15 protein-coding genes are annotated in these 19239 nt (G+C 64.4%); 7 read left to right on the forward strand and 8 right to left on the reverse strand.

What is annotated here, in order from left to right; genetic code table 11:
• Window positions 1–10: 10 nt before the first annotated feature.
• Complete coding sequence (locus tag BM408_RS01350) at window positions 11–1402, reverse strand: TIGR03862 family flavoprotein (RefSeq protein WP_256375243.1); 1392 nt, start codon at window positions 1400–1402, stop codon at window positions 11–13.
• A gap of 32 nt (window positions 1403–1434) precedes the next feature.
• Between BM408_RS01350 and BM408_RS22640 the strand changes: the two genes are divergently transcribed.
• Together BM408_RS22640 and BM408_RS01355 are read left to right on the forward strand one after the other, a co-directional pair.
• Window positions 1435–1710, forward strand: coding sequence for a hypothetical protein (locus BM408_RS22640; RefSeq protein WP_139237283.1), 276 nt, complete (start codon window positions 1435–1437; stop codon window positions 1708–1710).
• A gap of 72 nt (window positions 1711–1782) precedes the next feature.
• Entirely contained in the window at window positions 1783–2946 is a 1164-nt protein-coding gene (locus tag BM408_RS01355) for an ABC transporter substrate-binding protein (protein WP_092126160.1), read from the forward strand.
• A 45-nt stretch (window positions 2947–2991) separates the two neighbouring features.
• Here the strand turns inward: BM408_RS01355 and BM408_RS01360 are convergent, their stop codons facing one another.
• The 3 genes from BM408_RS01360 to BM408_RS01370 are packed head-to-tail and all read right to left on the reverse strand — an operon-like array spanning window position 2992 to window position 9595.
• Complete coding sequence (locus tag BM408_RS01360) at window positions 2992–3633, reverse strand: hypothetical protein (protein WP_092127225.1); 642 nt, start codon at window positions 3631–3633, stop codon at window positions 2992–2994.
• A gap of 56 nt (window positions 3634–3689) precedes the next feature.
• Window positions 3690–7001, reverse strand: a complete 3312-nt coding sequence (locus BM408_RS01365; protein ID WP_092126162.1) for a UvrD-helicase domain-containing protein — start codon at window positions 6999–7001, stop codon at window positions 3690–3692.
• Complete coding sequence (locus BM408_RS01370; RefSeq protein WP_092126164.1) at window positions 6998–9595, reverse strand: PD-(D/E)XK nuclease family protein; 2598 nt, start codon at window positions 9593–9595, stop codon at window positions 6998–7000. The genes BM408_RS01365 and BM408_RS01370 overlap by 4 nt, the downstream gene beginning before the upstream one ends.
• Before the next feature lie 243 nt (window positions 9596–9838).
• Here BM408_RS01370 and trxA point away from each other — a divergent pair, with 243 nt between their 5' ends.
• From trxA to BM408_RS01395, 5 genes are all read left to right on the forward strand, one after another.
• Window positions 9839–10171, forward strand: coding sequence for a thioredoxin TrxA (gene trxA, locus BM408_RS01375; RefSeq protein ID WP_092126166.1), 333 nt, complete (start codon window positions 9839–9841; stop codon window positions 10169–10171).
• Window positions 10172–10417: 246 nt separating this feature from the next.
• Window positions 10418–11680, forward strand: coding sequence for a transcription termination factor Rho (gene rho / locus BM408_RS01380; RefSeq protein WP_007875125.1), 1263 nt, complete (start codon window positions 10418–10420; stop codon window positions 11678–11680).
• Between the two features lie 318 nt (window positions 11681–11998).
• Window positions 11999–12268 (forward strand): type B 50S ribosomal protein L31, encoded by a 270-nt coding sequence (locus BM408_RS01385; RefSeq protein WP_092126168.1) that lies wholly within the window; start codon window positions 11999–12001, stop codon window positions 12266–12268.
• Window positions 12269–12460: 192 nt separating this feature from the next.
• Window positions 12461–14248 (forward strand): hypothetical protein, encoded by a 1788-nt coding sequence (locus tag BM408_RS01390; RefSeq protein ID WP_092126170.1) that lies wholly within the window; start codon window positions 12461–12463, stop codon window positions 14246–14248.
• A complete protein-coding gene (locus BM408_RS01395) occupies window positions 14245–15609 on the forward strand; it encodes an MATE family efflux transporter (RefSeq protein WP_092126172.1) in 1365 nt (454 codons plus the stop codon). Before BM408_RS01390 ends, BM408_RS01395 begins: the two co-directional genes overlap by 4 nt.
• Here the strand turns inward: BM408_RS01395 and phoR are convergent.
• The 4 genes from phoR to pstB are packed head-to-tail and all read right to left on the reverse strand — an operon-like array spanning window position 15597 to window position 19208.
• Complete coding sequence (gene phoR, locus BM408_RS01400) at window positions 15597–16979, reverse strand: phosphate regulon sensor histidine kinase PhoR (protein WP_254774667.1); 1383 nt, start codon at window positions 16977–16979, stop codon at window positions 15597–15599. The two genes, BM408_RS01395 and phoR, sit on opposite strands and share 13 nt — an antisense overlap.
• The gene (gene phoB, locus BM408_RS01405) at window positions 16976–17701 is read right to left on the reverse strand and encodes a phosphate regulon transcriptional regulator PhoB (RefSeq protein WP_092126174.1); all 726 of its coding nucleotides are present in this window, start codon (window positions 17699–17701) and stop codon (window positions 16976–16978) included. Before phoB ends, phoR begins: the two co-directional genes overlap by 4 nt.
• Window positions 17702–17707: 6 nt before the next feature.
• Window positions 17708–18409: a phosphate signaling complex protein PhoU gene (phoU, locus tag BM408_RS01410; protein ID WP_092126176.1), complete on the reverse strand. Its 702-nt coding sequence runs from the start codon at window positions 18407–18409 to the stop codon at window positions 17708–17710.
• A 19-nt stretch (window positions 18410–18428) separates the two neighbouring features.
• Window positions 18429–19208 (reverse strand): phosphate ABC transporter ATP-binding protein PstB, encoded by a 780-nt coding sequence (gene pstB / locus BM408_RS01415; protein ID WP_092126178.1) that lies wholly within the window; start codon window positions 19206–19208, stop codon window positions 18429–18431.
• Window positions 19209–19239: the final 31 nt, after the last annotated feature.

The following is a 19239-nucleotide window of genomic DNA, read 5'->3' on the forward strand; positions in this document are numbered from 1 at the left end:
CTTGATTGGGCTAGAGGCCGAAATGGCTTCTAACGCCCTGCCCGGCGGCCCGGCCGCTGGCAAAGCAGGCGGTCAGCAGGTAGCCGCCCGTGGGCGCTTCCCAGTCGAGCATTTCTCCGGCGCAGAACACGGGCTGGAGCATGGCGGCTGTAGAGGCGAGCTGCAACTGCGCGCTCAGGCCCTCAAACATCACGCCGCCTGCGGTGCTGATGGCTTCGTCGATGGGTCTCGTAGCCGTTACGCGCACCGGCAGCGCCTTGATGCCGGCGGCCAGGCGCACCGGGTCGGCAATCGCGTCTTTGGCCAGCAGTTCATACAACATCGCAGCCTTGATGCCGTCGAGGTTGAGGCGGCTCTTCAAGTGGCTGGAAAGTGAACGTGAGCCGCGCGGGTGGCGCACTTCGGCCAGCACCTGCTCGGGCGATTTGTCCGGCAGCAAGTCGAGCATGAAGGTGGCGCTGCCGTGGGCGGCGATTTCGTCGCGCAGCAGGCTGGATACCGCGTAGACCAGGCTGCCTTCCACGCCGGTGGCCGTGGCGATGAACTCGCCTTTGCGGCTGAAGCTGCGGCCGCGTGAATCGGTGAATTGAATGGCAACCGACTTGAAGGGCTGGCCGGCAAAGCGGCTGGCGAAATGTTCCGTCCAGCCGGTGTGTGCCTGCGGGCTTTTGCCGATGAGCTCTTGCAGAAATTCACGCCGGGTTTCGCCGGGCTCGGCCACAGCCTCCTGGATCTGCGCCGGGCTATCAGGCCGGGCAGCCACATCAAAGCCGCAGTTGGATGGCAAGAGCGGCGCCACCGCCGCGCCGCGTGCTGCCAGCAGCGGCGCCCAGGCGCCGTCAGAGCCCAGCCGCGCCCAGCTGCCGCCGCCCAGCGCGAGCACCACGGCGTCTACCTTTGCCAGCACCTCGCCGGCGGGCGTTGCAAACTTCAGCGCGCCGTCATCGGCCCAGCCCAGCCAGCGATGCCGCATGGAGAACTGCACGCCGGCCTGGCGCAGGCGATGCAGCCAGGCGCGCAGCAGCGGCGCGGCTTTCATGTCTTTGGGAAACACGCGGCCTGAAGTGCCGACAAAGGTTTCGATGCCCAGCGCCTCGGCCCAGGCGCGCAGCTCAGCCGCGCCGAATGCGGACAACAGCGGCTGCAAGTGCGCGGCGTGCTCGCCATAGCGGCTCATAAAGATCTGTGGCGGCTCGGAGTGCGTGAGGTTCAGGCCGCCAATGCCGGCCAGCAAAAACTTGCGGCCCACCGAGGGCATAGCGTCGTACACCTGCACGGACAGCACAGCGCCGGCGCCGGCCAGCACCTCGGCGGCCATCAGGCCGGCGGGCCCGCCGCCGATCACGGCGACGCGCAGTGGGCGGCTTGGGGAGGATTCAGAAGGAACGGCAATAGAGGTCAATGGGTTGCCGCCTGTTGCGGGTCACGAGTTGAGTGAAGAAGAAAAGATTTCGCCTTGAAGCCGGCAGAGTGCGCCGCCACGGCTACAAGCGCTGGCGCGTTGCGGATCACCGGGAGCCCGCAATTATTGCAGGTGCCGTGATGGCGCTGGAAGCGGCGAATCCAGGTGCGCGGAAAGCACCAGCTGCGTGCATAAAACGACAGGTTATTAGAAGAGTTAATACCAACACCTTACCGTCTCTATACAGATTTGAGATTTATCCGAAAAATATTCTCGGAGGAGCTATTGACTCGTCACAAATTGCATAAACTGCCGTGCTAGCATTAATAAGCATGCTTATTAGATAAGCAACAACCAGAAAAAACCGTTTGGGAAAACAGATGACAAGAAGAGACAGCAGCGCCACGCTACCCGCTACCCGCCCGCTCGCGCGCCGGCATTTTCTCCAGCAATGCGGAACCGCCGCGGCTGTCTTTGCAGCGCCTTCGTGGGCGCAATCCCGCACGATACGCCTGGGCACCACGGTGGACCAGACCGGCCTTGAAAAAGGCATTGGCAGCGATCTGGTGAGGGGCGCCACGGCTTACTTCAATGCCGTGAACAAGGCCGGCGGCATCAATGGCGCCAAGGTGGAACTGGTCACCGCAGACGACCAGTTCAAACCCGACCTCGCCAAGGCCAACGCGCAAGCCTTCCAGGCTGACAGCTCCGTCTTTGGCATCCTCAGCCCTCTGGGCACCCGCCCCACCGCGGCCATTGTTGAAACCATCCGCGACTTCGCGGTGGTAGGACCGATTGCCGGCGCCGCCGCCGTGCGCAAGAACAGCCCGCCCAATGTGTTCTGGGTGCGCGCCACGTTCGACGCCGAGATCGAAAAACTGATTCACACCGCCGTCACGCTGGGCACGACCCGCATCGGCATCGTGCATCCCAAGGACCCGCTGGGCCTGTCCATCCTGGCTTCCTTCCAGAAGGTCATGGCCGAGGTGAAGCTGGAGCCGGTGATCATCGCCACCACCCCCACCAACACCAGCACGGACGTCGAGCCCGCAGCCAAGCTGATCGCGAAGGCGCAGCCGCAGGTGGTCATCATGGTGCTGTCGGGCGTTGCACCGCTGTTTGTGAAAGCCCTGCGCGATGCGGGCGGCACGAGCACGGTCTACGGCCTCTCCAACGCAGCCAGCGCCGTCAATATCGCGGCCATGGGCGACAAGGCGCGCGGCGTGGGTTTTGCCATCATCGTGCCCTCGCCGCTGTCCAACAAAAACACACTGGTGCGCAGCTACCAGGCCGACATGCAGGCCAGCGGCTGGAAGGACTACACGCTGTTCGGCCTGGAGGCCTATGTCAATGCGCGGGTGATGGCCGAAGGCCTGCGCCGCGGCGGCAGCAAGGTGACGCGTGAATCGCTGATCAATGCGCTGGACAGCATCACCAACTTCGACCTGGGCGGCATGCGCGTCAACTACGGCAACGGCAACCGTGTGGGCAGCACCTTTGTGGACGTTGGCGTAGTGGGCTTTGACGGCCGGCTGCTGACCTGATCTTTGCAGCACCGGCCTTGCGCCGGTGCATGTTCACGACATCCGTTACATAGGCGGCGCAAACCCATTGCGCCCAACAATCACACGCAGCGCGGTCGGCTTGCCTTCACGCTCCTGCGCGGTGACCATCACTTTGGCGCCGGGCACCAGCAAGACGTTCTCATCGGCCTTGGCAGGCTTGAAGGACACCACGGGTGCATCGGGCGGCACGATGACGATTTTTTCGCCGTCCTTGTAGCGCAGCGTGAGCTTTTGCCCTCCGGGCACTGACGAAGGCGCCATGGCCAGATCGGCCACTGTGGCGTTGGTCATGGTGCTTTGGGGCAGCAAGTCATAGGGCCGGTGGCCTTCACCGGTGCCGCGTGCGGCTTCAGGAAACACCACCACTTCCAGCGCCAGCTGGCTGCCGTCGGCCTGTGGCATGGCAGCGGTGCCGATGTAGCTGCCGGGCTTGATGTCGGCCAGCGCCAGCGGAAAGACTTCCGCGACATCCATCGCGGCGGGCCGCACCAGCGTGATGACTTCACCGCCGCGCTCCCTCACCGTGAGGCTGGTGGCATCGACTTTTTCAATCGTGGCGCGCAAACGCAGCGTGGGGTTGGCGGGCGCCTGCGCCATCGCGAGGGGGACGGCGGCCAGCAAGGCCAGGGAAGCCAGCGAACTGGCAAGGTGCTTGAGTTTGATCATGAAATGCCTTTCAGCCGGCATGTAATCGGAATCTGCGCCGGACAGGCCCGGTGTGATCAATCCACCATCACCACAGTTCCCTGCCCGGTAAGAAAAGCTGCTTTGACCGGCTCGCCGGGGTAAATCAGCTGCACGGCCGCGCGGTAGACCTGCAATTGCGCTACCAGTGCCGGCTGCAACTGCGGCGCCACGGCCGATTTGTAGTCCAGCACCCACCAGTGACCTTCATGGCCGGCATCTTTGCGCTGCACCAGGCGGTCCAGCCGCAGCGCCTGGCCGGCATACACCAGGTCAACCTCATTGCCCTGCCAGGCGATGGCATCGTGGCGCCAGGCCCAGGCGCCCTCGCCCGCCCGAATGCGGCGCGCCAGCTCGGCCGCCTGCCGGGCTTGCGCGGGGCTGAGGCGAAACTCGCGTGCCGCGGCCTTCACTTGTTCCGCCGACAGCGCACCGCTCCACTCCAGCAAGCGGTGCATGGCCTTGCCGATGCGCGCCTTGAGGGAGTCTTCGTCCAGCCGCTCCACCGCGGGCGCAGCGGGCATCAGTGCTTCGGGCAACTCCGGCAGCTCAGGCAGGTAGAACACGCCGGCCTCCGCCGCATCGAGATGGGCGCCTGCGGACTCGTCCGCCACCGGCGCGGGCAATTCGCCGACCAAGCCCTGCAGGCGCTGCCACCAGCTCTCGGTCGTGACGCGGTGCGGCTCTATCGACGAGACGACCAGGGTGTGGCGCGCACGTGTCAGCGCCACATAGAGCGCGTTGAGCTCTTCACGCTTGCGGGCAGCCTGCTCGTTGGCCAGGGTCTCGGCCGCGCAGGCGGGTGGCCGGCTTTCGCTGACGAGGAAGACAAACTTGCGCGGCTCGGTCGCTTCGCCGGGCCAGTCGACCAGCACGCCCATGCTGTCGGCATTGCGCTCTACCGTGTCGGTGTCCAGCAGCAGCACGGCCTCGGCCTCCAGGCCCTTGGCGCCGTGAATCGTCAAAAGGCGCACGGCCTCGGTGCTGACTGTTGCCGGCGCCTGGGTGCCGCCCGCCTTGAGGGCCCGCACAAAGCTGTAGGGCGTGGCGTAACGTCCGCCGTCCAGCGCCAGCGACACGCCCAGCAGTGCGCGCAGGTTGGCGACCACCGCGCTGCGCCCGGCCGCCGGCGCGGCTGCGCCAAAGCGCGCGAGCACATCGCCGTCGTCGTAAATGCCTTGCAGGGCGTCATGCGGCGGCAGGCTGTCCAGCCAGCCCTTCCAGCGGGTAAAAATAGCCCCCAGCCCTTTCAGATCGGACGCAAGCAGCTCCTCTTTTTGTAGCAACTCGTACCAGGGCACTCCATGCTCGCGGTGCAGCAAGGCCAGTTGCACCAGGCTGTCATCGCCCAAACCAAAGAGCGGCGAGCGCAACGCGCGCGCCAGCGAGAGGTCATGCTGCGGCGACACCAGCACGTCGAGCAGAGCCACCACGTCCAGCACTTCGCAGCAATCGATCAGCTCGGTTTTCTCGCCCACCTGCGCAGGGATGTGCAACGCGCGCAACTCGTCTTGCAGCGGCAACAGGCCCGCGCGTTTGCGCGAGAGGACCATCACGTCTTGCGGCCTGAGGCCACCGGCCACCTGTTCAGAAATCCACGCAGCAGCCTGGCGGGCCTCGCGTGTGCGCAGGGTTTCCTCGGGCAGCTCGCGCGGCATGGTCAGGCTGTCGCGCCAGCCTGCGGCCAGCGGCGAGGCCTCTTCCTCGTCCTTGTTTCGCGGTATGGGCGGCAGGCGGCCTACCGCACCGGGTACGCCCGAGGCGGTGGTGTGCTCGCGAAAGCCTTCATAACCATCGGCTTCACGCGCCGTGACCATGGCGGCATTGACGGTGTCTATCACCGCCTCAGCATTGCGGCGGGTGTGGTCGCAGCTGAGCAAGTCACCGCCCAGGCCATGCACCACAAAGGCCTGCGCGGCGCGGAACACCTGCGGCTCCGCGCGGCGAAAGCGGTAAATACTTTGTTTGGGGTCGCCCACCAGAAACACACTGGGCGCCGTGCCCGCGCCTGAATAGCCGATAAGCCAGGAGTACAGCGCCTGCCACTGCAGCGGGTTGGTGTCCTGGAACTCGTCAATCATCAGGTGGCGTATGCGCGCGTCCAGCCGCTCCTGCACCCAGCCCGACAAAACGGGGTCGGCCAGCATGAGCAGCGCGACGCGCTCCACATCGTTCATGTCGACCCAGCCGCTGTCGCGCTTCAGGGCGGTGTACTGCGCAATCACCACGCGGGTCAGGCGCGCCATGCGTTGCTGGTACTGCCAGGCGTCGTGTTGCTGGCGGGCCTGCGCCACACGAAGCACGAGGTCTTGCGCTTCGCGGATGCGTTCAATGCCCGCGATCTTGTCGCCGAACTTGCGGGCCGTGCCTTTTTCAGTGAGCAGAGCAGTCAGGACGGCGGGCATGTTGCCGCTGCTCAAGGCCAACTCCAGCTCCACACCTTTGGCCGAAAAGGTCGGCGCGCTGGCGCGGCCCAAGGCCTTGGCGGCTTCCAGCAGCAGGCGGTGATTCGATGCGTCAGCAGCATCGGTGGCCAGACAGTCTTCGGGTGCATCCAGGCCGGCGAATTCGGGGAACTGCACGCCGAAGGCTTGCACCGACGCGTCGATGACGCCCTTTTCATCGGCCAGCGTGAACTCGGTGCGCTTGTCGAGCGCGGCCTGCAAGGCCTTGTCGGTCTGAAAGCGCCCATGCGCCAGCACCACGGCTTCAAAGTCGGCCCGGTGTGATGCGTCGGCCGCGACGGCCGCGTAAAACCGGCGCCAGACCAGCGCACGCGCGGGCGCATCGTCTTCCAGCAACTCGTAATTGACGGGCAGCTCCAGCCGCTGCAACACCGCCACCGGCGCGCTGCGCAGCAAGGCGGCAAACCAGCTGTGAAAGGTGCGGATCTGCACCGAGCGGCCGCTCGCCAAAATAGACCGATATAAATTTGATAGCTGCTCGCGCATATCCTGAGCGGCTTTCAGGCCTTTTTGGCTGGAAACATCGAGCTTGACGCCGCGCATCTGCAATTCGCGCAGCAAGGTGGCGTCATCCGCATGGGCAAAAGCCTTGAGCCAGTCGTCCAGACGCTCGCGCATTTCACCGGCGGCTTTTTTGGTGAAGGTGATGGCCAGGATTTCATGCGGCAACACCTGCTGCCCGGGCGCGGCCGTCGCCCCATCAAGCAGCGCGCGCACGATGCGCGAGACCAGCATCCAGGTCTTGCCCGCGCCGGCGCAGGCTTCTACCGCCACGCTGCGCCGCGGGTCGCAGGCGATGGCATAGAAGGCGTCGGCCGACAGCGGCTCGCCGTTGCATTCGTAGGCGGCGGCGTGGGCGACCAGTGTTTGGTTTGGAGGTGTCATCGCCCCGCCCCCTCCGCACTTTCCTCGTCGAGGGCCCAGAAGTCCTTACGGCACAGGCCGCGCGCCGCGCAGTAAACACAGGCCTGGCCTTCGCCCAGCGCCGGCAGCGCCGCGCCGCGCGCGATGCGGGCCATGTCGGTCAGGATGCTGTCGATGAGCTCGTCGCGCAGACCGACGATGTCGGGCTGCTCGTAAGTGCGGGTCGGCTCTTTTTCGCCCAGATTCACATAAGCCGCGGCCAGCGTGTCGTCGGTCATCAGCGCGGCATAAAAAGCCAGCTGCGTGTCTTCCTGGCCGTTTTTGATGCGCTCGGCGGTCGTGCTGCGTGGCTCGGTCTTGTAGTCGATCAAGAGCGCGTGGCCGTCGGCCTGGCGGTCTATGCGGTCCAGCTTGCCCAGCAGGGTGATGCCGCCCAGCGGCACTTCGCGCCAGGCTTCACCGGCTTCAAAGGTGGCGCCGGTAGCTTCGTGCCCGGCCAGCCATTCGAGGTAACCCTCTCGCACGCCCGGCCAGGCGGCGGCGAAGGGCAGGAATTCGCTCTCGCTCAGCGCCAGCTCATGTGTGGCGGTGTCGGCCGCTGCGTTGATCAGCGCCAGCCGTGCCTGCGGGTCTTGCGTGGGCGCGGCGTGAAGGGCGTCATGAAAGTGTTGCAGCAGGCTGTGCAACCAGTTGCCGAAGTCGCGCTTGCCCAGTTCGCTTTCCAGCTCTTCTGGTTCCTGCAGCTTGAGCTGGCGCAGCGCGAAAAACCGGTAAGGGCAGCGCCGCAGATCTTCATAGGCGCTGGCAGACAAACGGGTGACGGGCAAGGCTTCACCGGTCGGGAAGGGATGCGGCGTGGGCTGGATGTCTATGGCGCGCAGGACGCGCGGGTCGGCGGCAACCGGGGTCTCCTGCGCGGCATCATCCTGCGCCAGCAAGAGCTCCTGCACAAACCCGCTGGGAATCAGGTGCTCGCCCGACTCGCTGGTGCGCCACAGCACATCGACATGCGGCATGCGCAGCGCGTAATGCCAGGCCTGGCGCTGCGCGGCGGCGAGCGCCTCGCGCGAAGGCAGGCCCAGCAATTCGCGCTGGCCTGGCGTCCAGGGGCCGGTGGGCTCGGGCGAGACCGGCAGGCGGATCTCGTCGCAGCCGGGCAGCACCACCGCCTGCATGGGCCGGCCTAACAGTTGCGGCAGCGGCAGGATGACGACTTGCTCGGCCGGCGGATGCAGCGGCGAAAACTTGCCGCCCTCCAGCGCCTGGTTGGCCCATTGGGTGAAGTCGTGAAGCCGCATCACCGGGGAGGCTTCAAATTCAGTCTCGGCCCCTTCATGCAGGCGCAGCACGTCAAGCACCGTCTGGCCGGCCTCGTCCTGCGCCAATGCGTCCCATTGCCCGGCCGATTGCAGCGCGGCACGCAGGTCGCGCAGCCACATCGCCAGCGGGCGGGCACGGCCAAAAGGCGTGCGCAGCGCGTTCACCTCGCGCGCCAGCGGCCCCGTCGCGGCAAATGCGGGCGGGACAATTCCCTCCTCCGGAAAGTCCGGCAGGTCGCGCCAGGCGCGCACGCCTACCCGGCGCAGCTCGGTCTCGGCGGTGGTCAGCATGGCGCTGTCAAAGGCCGGGGCGTTTTTCAGCCAGTCAAGCACGGAGTCGGTTGAGGCGTCCCAGGGCATGGCGCGCAGCAGGCTCATCAGGCTGGCGGCAGCGCGGGTGGTGGAAAGCTTCCAGCCGGTTTCGTCGCGCATGGCGATGCCGCGCTCGGCCAGCATCGCGCCTACGCGGCGCGTGAGCTGCCGGTCTTGGGCGATCAAAGCGACTGGGCTGCGGCCTTGCAACAGATGGGCCAGCACACAGGCGGCCGCGCGGCCCGCTTCGTCTTCGGCGTCCTGGGCGGCGTGCAGTGCCGGCGCTTGTGGGTTTGCGTCAAAGGGAATACTCAAGGGGATGGACACCGAGAGCTCGCCGAAATGCGCCTTGAGCGACTCAGTGAGCGGGTCGGCCTGAAAGCCTTCGAGCACAGCGAAGAGCAAGGGCTTGGCCTGGTACAGGCGGTCAGTGGGGTACGCAGAAGTTGCGGCCCAGGCCAGCGCAATGCGGCCGACCGCGGCTTCCAGCGCCAGCACGGGCGAATCGAGCCCGGCTCCCAGCGTGAGTGCCAGCCGCTCACTCCAGGCCGGGCGCCGCGCCGGCGGGACGGCGGCGGCAACACCCGCCAGGCTCCAGGCCGCCTCAACCAGGCGGCCGGCCAGCGCATCCTGCTGGTTGGCCAGGCCGGCGCGCGCCAGCAGCGAGGCGGCGGTCAGCATGTCGACTGCCATGTCCATACGCAAGTCATCGCCCGAGGGGGCAAAAAGGCCTAGCGTGCCGCCCAGCCCGCTGGCCCAGTTCATGGTGGTTTCAAAGCGCGGCACAAAAAACGTGGCCCCGGCCTGCGCGGCCCAGGCGTGGCGCGCCTGCTGGATCAGCTGGGCATAGGGCAGCAGCACCACGGCTTCGGCCGGGTGCACGCCGCGGGCCTGCAACGTGGCGGCCAGTTGCGCCATGGCCTGCTGCCAGCACAGCGCGTCAGGCGGCGCCAGGGCGGTGTCGGCAGTCTGGGCAGGTGGCATGAAGAATGGTGTGAAGAGTCTGGTGAATGGACGAAACGCGGGCAAATAAGCAGGGGTTTGCGGCAGGTATACGGCGAAAAAGCGACGAAAAAGCGGCAAGAACGGCTTGTCAATTGAGGACGTCGCTATCAGGGTGATAGCCCCGGCCCGCCCGACCCGGCCACTTGCTTTCTGCCACAATGACTGCAACTCAGCCCTGTACCTAATGGTACCCATCCTAAACAGACCAAAAAAGGAGCCGTCATGGCAAGCGAACTGATCAAACATACCACCGATGCCACCTTCGAAGCCGACGTGCTGCAGGCCTCCAAACCCGTGCTGGTGGATTACTGGGCTGAATGGTGCGGTCCTTGCAAGATGATTGCCCCCATCCTCGACGAAGTGGCCTCCGGCTACGACGGCAAGTTGCAGATCGCCAAAATGAATGTGGACGAAAACCGCGACATCCCCGCCAAGTTCGGCATTCGCGGCATCCCCACGCTGATGCTGTTCAAGGACGGCCAGCTGGCCGCCACCAAAGTGGGCGCCATGAGCAAAGCCCAATTGACTGCGTTCATCGACCAGCAACTGGCCTGAGATTTTTGAGCGCCGGAAAGGAAGCACGGCAACCCGCCGCTTCCTGACCGGGCCGGCCCCATCAACCGCCCGCCCGGACACATGGAAATCAACGCGATTTCCCTTGTGAATTTCCTGTCATAATGTGCTTTATTCACCGGCTGGCCCTCCGCCATCCGGTTCGAGTTCCCGGTTTGTAAGCCATCTCGCGGCTTCTTTTCAAACCTCCCCCGTTTTCCATCAATGAACTCCGCAAGGAGTAATTCCATGCACTTAAACGAACTCAAGGCACTGCACGTGTCTGAAGTCCTCAAGCAGGCCGAAGCCCTTGAGATTGAAAACGTCGGCCGTATGCGCAAGCAGGAGCTGATGTTTGCCATCATCAAAAAACGTGCAAAAACCGGCGAGACCATCGTGGCCGACGGCGTGCTGGAAGTGCTTCCCGATGGTTTCGGTTTCCTGCGTGCACCGGACTCGAGCTACACCGCCTCGACCGACGACATCTACATCAGCCCCAGCCAGATCCGCCGCTTCAACCTGCACACCGGCGACATGATCGAAGGCGAAGTGCGCACCCCCAAGGATGGCGAGCGCTACTTTGCCCTGAACAAGCTCGACAAGGTCAACGACGGCCTGCCCGAAGACAACAAGCACAAGGTCATGTTCGAGAACTTGACCCCGCTGTTCCCGCGCGAGCAGTTCAAGCTCGAGCGCGACATCAAGGGCGAAGAAAACCTGACCAGCCGCATCATCGACATCGTCTCGCCCATCGGCAAGGGCCAGCGCGCCCTGCTGGTCGCGCCGCCCAAGTCCGGCAAGACCGTGATGATGCAAAACATCGCCCATGCCATCACCGCCAACTACCCCGAAGTGGTCATGATGGTGCTGCTGGTGGACGAGCGCCCTGAAGAAGTGACCGAAATGCAGCGCAGCGTGCGCGGCGAAGTCATCTCTTCCACCTTTGACGAACCCGCCGCACGCCACGTGCATGTGGCCGAAATGGTGATCGAGCGCGCCAAGCGCCTGGTCGAGCTCGGCAAGGACGTGGTCATCCTGCTGGACTCCATCACCCGCCTGGCCCGCGCCTACAACAACGTGCTGCCGTCGTCGGGCAAAGTGCTGACCGGCGGTGTGGACGCCAATGCGCTGCAACGCCCCAAGCGCTTTTTCGGCGCGGCCCGCAATATTGAAGAAGGCGGCAGCCTGACCATCATCGGGACCGCGTTGGTCGACACCGGCAGCCGCATGGATGAAGTGATCTTTGAAGAATTCAAGGGCACCGGCAACTGCGAAATCCACCTGGACCGCCGCCTGTATGAAAAGCGCGTTTTCCCGGCGATTCACCTCAACCGCAGCGGCACCCGCAAAGAAGAGCTGCTACTCGCACCTGAAATCCTCCAAAAATCGCGAATTTTGCGTCAATTCATGTACAACATGGATGAAATCGAGTCCATGGAGCTCATGCTCAAGAACATGAAGGCGACGAAGAACAACCACGAGTTCTTCGACATGATGCGGCGAGGCGGCTAAAGCCGCCTCGCCAAATATGGCCCCCACGGTCGCTCACTTCGTGTAGCTCCCTGCCCCCCCCCCGAGGGGGTCGCCCGCCCTGCGGCCCGGCAAAGCCGGTTCCGCGCGCTCATGCTGGCTTGAAGATTCAGGCCGCATGCAGCGGGGGTATTTCACCAGTGGGGGCCGCGGGTCCGGCTTCGCCGGCCCCAGGCGCCGCCCCCTAGAGGGGGGAACAAGCTACACGCAGTGAGCTTGGACGGGGGTGCTATAATGTGCGGCTTAGCGGAAAGTGCCCAGGACTGGCTTGTGTGGCTCCCGCATCGAACAAGGAAGATCATGAAAGAAGGCATTCACCCCAATTACCGCGAAGTTTGTTTCCTGGACTTGTCCAACAACTTCAAGTTTGTGACCCGCTCGTGCGTCAACACCAAAGAAATGGTGACCATGGATGACGGCCGCGAATTGCCCCTGTACAAGCTCGATACGTCCAGCGAATCGCACCCCTTCTACACCGGCACGCAAAAATCCGTCGACAACATGGGCGGCCGCGTTGAGAAATTCCGCAACCGTTTCGGCAAAACCGCCGCTAAAGACGCTGCCAAGTAAGCTGCGAAATTTTCGCCAGCTTGCCAAAAAGCAGCCTGAATTTCAGGCTGCTTTTTTTTCGGCAAAATTTGCCGGGGGCCGCGAGGCGCCCCGGCCCGGTTTAACGCAAAATCACCGATGGCTCGCGGCGCGTGACCGGCCTGCTTCTTTTGCCCCGTTCACCGCTGCGCCCCTTTCAAACCTCCAACCGTTTTGAACAAACCCTCTCCCGCCATCATTGCCCAGTCCGCCGTGCGCCGCCTGCCCCGGCTGGCGCTGTGGCTGTTCTGCATTGCCTATGTGCTGCCGGGCTTCCTGGGGCGTGGCCCCTGGAAGAATGAGGACATCGCTGCGTTTGGTGTCATGCGCGAGCTCGCATCGGCCGCATCCAACTGGCTGCAGCCCCAATTGCTGGGCCAGGTCACCGGTTTTGATGCGCTGGCGCCTTACTGGCTGGGTGCCATCGCCATCAAATGGCTGCCCTTCCTGGACCAAGCCCTGGCGGTGCGCATTCCGTTTGTGCTGCTGCTCGCGCTGACGCTGCTGGCCACCTGGTACGCCGTCTATTACCTTGCCCGCAGCCCGTTAGCCCAGCCGGTCGCCTTTGCCTTTGGCGGCGAGGCCAGCCCGGTCGACTATGCCCGGGCGATTGCCGACGCCGGCGTGCTGGCGCTGATTGCCTGCCTCGGGCTGGCGCAGCTGTCTCATGAAACCACACCGGCGCTGGCGCAGCTGGGCTTCACCGCGCTGGCCTTCTATGCCATGGCGGCCAGCCCCTACCGCCGGGCCACCAAAATCCTCGGGCCGGCCTTCGGCCTGCTGATCGGACTTGGCGGCCTGGCCCTGAGCGGCGCGCCCACATTGGCCCTGCTGTTCGGTATTGGGGGTGCACTGGTCGAGTGGACCCATATGCGCTGGGGCACCGACCAGACGGATCCCGCAGCCAAGCAACAGTCCTGGCACTGGGTTTTGCTGATCACCAGCATCACGCTGGGGGTTTCACTGCTCGCTTACTCGCTGGACCTCTGGCGCTGGCGCATCCACTTGCCCGGCACCGAAGACGCCTCGGCCTGGAAAGACTGGCGCAGCCTGGGCCGCCTGCTGCTGTGGTTCACCTGGCCGGCGTGGCCGCTGGCGATGTGGACGCTTTTCCGCTGGCGCAGGCAGCTGGCCAGCCGCCATGTCGCGCTGCCGCTTTGGTTCGCCGCAATGGCAGTCGCCGCCACGCTGACCACCACAGCCTCCGACCGCAGCCTGCTGCTCAGCCTGCCGCCGCTGGCCGCGCTGGCCGCCTTCGCGCTGCCCACGCTCAAGCGCAGCGTGGCTTCGCTGATCGATTGGTTCACCCTGCTGTTCTTCACGGGCTGCGGCATCATCATCTGGGTGGTCTGGATCGCCATGCAGACCGGCGTGCCACGCCAACCCGCCGCCAACGTGGCCAAGCTGGCGCCCGGTTTTGAACCCAGCTTTTCCTGGTTTGCCTTTCTGGTGGCCCTGGCCGCCACCGTCGCCTGGGCCTGGCTGGTCAAGTGGCGGGCGGGTGCGCAGCGCGCGGCCGTCTGGAAGTCGCTGGTGCTGCCCGCCGGCGGCGCCACGCTGTGCTGGCTGCTGCTGATGACGCTCTGGATGCCGCTGCTCGACTATGCGCGCAGCTTTGCGCCCATGTCGCGCCAGATTGCCAGCCTGGTCGACAAAAACGACTGCGTTGAAATCTACGGCATCGGCAGCGCGCAGGCGGCCGCCCTGCAATACCACGGCCAGCTCGAACTGCGCCAGGCCGGCCCAGAGGCCAGCTGCCCTTATCTGATCGTCGACATCGAAGCCCAGCCTACGCTCAGCAGCACGGTTAATTTGCCTGACTGGGCCTTCCAGGCCACGGTGCGCCGGCCCACGGACAAAACGGAGAATGTGCTTCTCTACAAGCGGGTCAGCCTTGGCACTGCGCCACCCGCCAAGCCCGCCAGCAGCAACCGCCGCGCCAAACCCAGAACCAGCCCTTGAGCGAACTCAGGATCATCAGCCGGCATGCCGGCACGGTGCTTGTCGGGCAACTGGCCATCATGGCATTCGGCGTCGCCGACACCGTGATTGCCGGCCGCTACAGCGACGAAGCGCTGGCGGCCCTATCGATAGGCTCAGCCCTCTATGTCAGCGTCTACGTCGGCCTGATCGGCATCGTGCAGGCGCTGTTGCCCATCTGGGCCGAGATGCTGGGTGCGCGCAAGCATGAAGCGGTAGGCGCGTCGCTACGCCAAAGCATGTACCTGTGCGGCTTCATCGTGGTGGCGGGCATGACCGCGATGCTCTTTCCCGGCCCCCTGCTGCGCTGGGCAGAGGTGCCCGAACTCATGCGGGGCGAGGTGCAGCATTACCTGGCGGTGCTGGCCTTTGCGTTCGCGCCGTCCCTGGTCTTTCGCATCTACAGCACCTTTAACCAGGCGCTGGGCAAGCCGCTGCTGGTCACCTGGCTGCAGGTCGGCGCCTTGCTGGTCAAGATTCCGCTGTCGATCTGGCTGGTAGCCGGCGGCGCGGGCGTGGAGCCCATGGGTGCGGTGGGCTGCGCCTGGGCCACGCTGATCGTGAACTACCTATTGATGGTGCTCGCCGTGGTGATGCTGCGCACGCAGTCACTCTACAAACCGTACAACATCTGGGACCGCATGGAGCGCCCTGACTGGTCGCAGATCGGCAACTTCGCCAGGCTGGGCATCCCGGGCGGGCTGGCGTATCTGGTGGAGGTGACATCGTTCACCCTCATGGCGCTGTTTATCGCCCGGCTGGGCACCGTCGCCTCCGCAAGCCACCAGATTGCCTCCAGCGTAGCGGCCGTGCTCTACATGATGCCGCTTTCCATGGCCATCGCCTGCAGCGCGCGCGTGTCGTTCTGGATAGGCGCGGGCCGCCCGGACTATGCCAAACGCGTGGTGCTGCTCGGGCTCAAGCTCACCGGGCTCGCCGCGATCACGCTGGCCACCTTTGTATCGCTGGCAGGCCCCCTGCTGGCGGGCTGGTATTCAGGTAACCCCGAAATCGTTGCGCTTGCTTCGTCGCTGCTGGTGTGGGTGGCCTTCTACCATGTGGCGGATGCGACCCAGGCCCTGACCGCATTCCTGCTGCGTTGCTACCGCATCACGATCACGCCATTGGCGCTGTACGGTGTGCTGCTTTGGGGGCTTGGGCTTCTGGGAGGTTATCGCCTGGCCTACACCGGCGTCGCCGGCCATGCGGCCACGCAGTCCACGGCAAGCTTCTGGGCTGCCAGCACGGTAGCCATTGGGTTGGTGGCTACCTGTTTTCTGGGCTTGCTGTGGCACGCCGTCAGGCGCAGCCTGCGGGTGCCAGCTTCGACTCAGGCAGCCTGAGTCAGCGGGACGGCCTGAGACGCCTGGATCCGGCGCACACGCGCAGCCGGAAAGACGATGGAGAAGCAGGAGCCCTGCCCCAGCTCGCTGGTAATGTGCAACTCGGCCCCGTGGCGCTGCGCCACGTGCTTGACGATGGCCAGGCCCAGGCCGGTTCCACCGGTTTCGCGTGAGCGGCTGCGGTCAATCCGGTAAAACCGCTCCGTCAGCCTCGGCAGGTGTTCCGGCGCAATACCGGGGCCGGTGTCCTTGACCTTGAATTCCCCTCGCCCGTCTTCCAGCAACAACCAGGTGACGCGGACCAGCCCGCCTTCGGGCGTGTAGCGCACGGCATTGGTCACCAGGTTGGACATGGCGCTGTATAGCTCGGTTTGCACCCCGGCAACCTCGCAGGCCGGCCCCGGATCGAACTCAAGCCGGTGCCCCTGCGGTGCAATCACGCCCGACAGGGCCCGCGCCTCCTGCTCGCACTGGGCCAGCAAGGCGCCGAGCGTGGTCCAGTCATTGGCGCCGGGAAACGGGCTGCCTTCAAGCCGCGACAGGGTCAACAAGTCATTCACCAGCGTCTGCATTCGCTGGGACTGCTGCGCCATCAGCGACAGGTAGCGGGCGCGCTCAGGCTCCTTGAGGGGCAGCGTCTGAAGCGTTTCAATGAATCCCGACAACACGGTGAGCGGCGTGCGGATCTCATGCGACACGTTGGCCACAAAATCCCGGCGCATGGCTTCGGCCAGCTCGACGGCGGTGATGTCGCGCGACAGCAGCAGCTTGCGGTCCTTGCCGTAGGAGTGCACATGCACAGAAAGCTTCACCGGCCGCGCCGGTGTGCTGAAGCTGCCGGGAATCACCACGTCATGGGAGAACTCGCCCGCAGCCATATAGGACTTGAACGCCGGCTCGCGAACCAGGTTGGCGATGTGCTGCATCACGTCCCGCTGGGCGTCAAAACCAAAGTGCTGCGTGGCCATCTGGTTGCACCACTCGATGCGGCCTTGCGAGTCCAGCAACACCACGCCGCTGGGAGACGCCTGCATGGCGGCCAGAAACTCATCCAGCCGCGCCTGGCTTTCCTGTAGTTGCTGGTCGCGGCTTTTGAGCAGCCTGCGGGTGCGGTCCACCACCTCGCCCCATACGCCTGGCAGGCTGGGGGCAATGCCGGCCATCGCAGCCGGCGCCTCGTTGTTTTGTTCGGTGCGCAACCAGCGCAGCAGGCGATTGATGAAAAAGCTGTCGATCGCCAGCCAGACCAGCGCCCCCACGGCCAAGCCTATGCCCAACCCGAAGCTCAGGCCGTTGACAGTGCGCTCCCAAAAGCCCAAACCGCCGCCGACAATCATGCAGGCGGCGAAAATAATCCACCGATTGATCATGCGCTGGATTGTGCAGCAGCCACCGGGGCGTTGGCGGACATTGCGGTCAAACGGTAACCGGCGCCGCGAACGGTTTCCACCATGGCGCCGGCAACGCCCAGGGCTTCCCGCAGGCGCTTGACGTGCACGTCGACCGTGCGTTCTTCGATAAACACATGGTCGCCCCACACCTTGTCGAGCAAGGCGCTGCGGCTGTGCACGCGTTCCGCATGCTTCATCAGGTAATGCAACAGCTTGAACTCGGTGGGGCCGAGTTTGAGCTCCTGGCCCTGGTAAGAAATGCGATGGGTTGCCGCGTCCAGAATGAGTGCGCCCACCGCCACACTGTCGTTCACCGATTCGGGCGCACGGCGGCGCAGCACGGCGCGGATGCGCGCCAGCAGCTCCTGGGTAGAGAACGGCTTGGTGATGTAATCGTCGGCGCCGGCATCCAGCCCCGCCACCTTGTCCGGCTCGTCGCCGCGGGCCGTCAGCATCAGGATGGGGATGCTTTTGGTGCGCGCCTGCTTGCGCCAGTGGCGGGCCAGCGCAATGCCGCTTTGGCCCGGCAGCATCCAGTCGAGCAATATGGCGTCGGGCAGCACAGCGTCGAGTTCGCGCTGGGCAGAGACACTGTCTTCCGCCACCACGGGGTCAAAGCCGCCATGCCGCAGGTTGACGGCAATCAACTCGGCAATGGCCGGCTCGTCTTCAACGATCAATACGCGTGGCTGGTGTTTCATTCAAGGTTACTTTACAGCAGACTCGATCTGTTCCATAGGGGTGTGGCGCACATCGGCCCCTTTGACGATATAGATGATGAATTCTGCAATGTTCTTGGCATGGTCGCCCACGCGCTCGATGGCCTTGGCCACAAACAGCAAATCCAGGCTCGGGGAAATGGTGCGCGGGTCTTCCATCATGTAAGTGATGAGTTTGCGCACAAAGCCGTCGAATTCCTGGTCGATCTGGTCGTCTTCCTTGAGGATGGAAACCGCCACAGCCGTATCCAGCCGGGCAAAGGCGTCCAGGGCCTTGCGCAGCAGGCCAGAGGCGAGTTCCGCCGCGACGCGCAGGTCCGAAGACGGCAGCGCGCGGGACGATCCGCTTTCAATGATGGACTTGACCATGCGTGCGATTTTTTCGGCTTCGTCGCCGGCACGCTCAAGGTTGGCCGTGGTTTTCGAGATGGCGATCAGCAAACGCAGGTCACGGGCGGTTGGCTGGCGCCGCGCGATGATGGACGACAGTTCGCGGTCGATGTCGATTTCCATCGCGTTGACGCGGGACTCGGCTTCGATCACCTGGTTGGCGCTCTCGGCATTGAATTGCGACAGCGCGTAAATGGCCAGGCGAATCTGCGATTCGACCAGCCCGCCCAACTCCATGACGCGCGAAGAGACGCCGTTGAGTTCGCTGTCAAACTGGGTCGAAAGGTGTTTATCAGGCATGTGTGCTCCCTAGTCTGGATCAGCCGAAACGGCCGGTGATGTAGTCTTCGGTTTCTTTGCGCTTGGGCTTGAAGAACAGGTCTTCGGTGGCGCCGAACTCAACCAGGTCGCCCAGGTACATATAGGCGGTGTAGTCGCTGCAGCGTGCAGCCTGCTGCATGTTGTGCGTCACGATAACCACGGTGTAGTCGTTCTTCAGCTCTGCGATCAGCTCTTCCACCTTGGCGGTAGAGATCGGGTCCAGCGCCGAGCAAGGCTCGTCCAGCAGCAGCACTTCCGGCTTGATCGCGATGCCGCGGGCAATGCACAGGCGTTGCTGCTGGCCGCCCGAGAGGCTGGAGCCGCTCTGGTTCAGCTTGTCCTTGACTTCGGTCCAAAGTGCGGCCTTGCGCAGCGCCCACTCCACACGCTCGTCCATGTCAGAAGCATTCAGGCTTTCAAACAGCTTCACGCCGAAAGCGATGTTGTCGTAGATCGACATCGGGAATGGCGTCGGTTTCTGGAACACCATGCCGACCTTGGAGCGGATCAGCGCCACGTCTTTTTTGGACGTGAGCAGGTTTTCGCCGTCAAACATGATTTCGCCTTCAGCGCGCTGCTCGGGGTAGAGCTCATACATGCGGTTGAAGATGCGCAGCAGCGTGGATTTGCCGCAGCCGGATGGGCCGATGAAGGCGGTGACTTTTTTCTCCGGAATTTCCAGGTTGATGCCCTTGAGGGCGTGGAATTTGCCGTAGTAGAAGTCGAGGTTCTTGACCGAAATTTTCGATTGCTCGCGTTGTGCGGTGATGGTGTCCATCTGTGACCTTGTTGTGTTGGTTGGGCTGAAA

Source organism: Polaromonas sp. YR568 (assembly GCF_900116715.1).
In the GTDB taxonomy this organism is placed as follows: Bacteria; Pseudomonadota; Gammaproteobacteria; order Burkholderiales; family Burkholderiaceae_C; genus Polaromonas.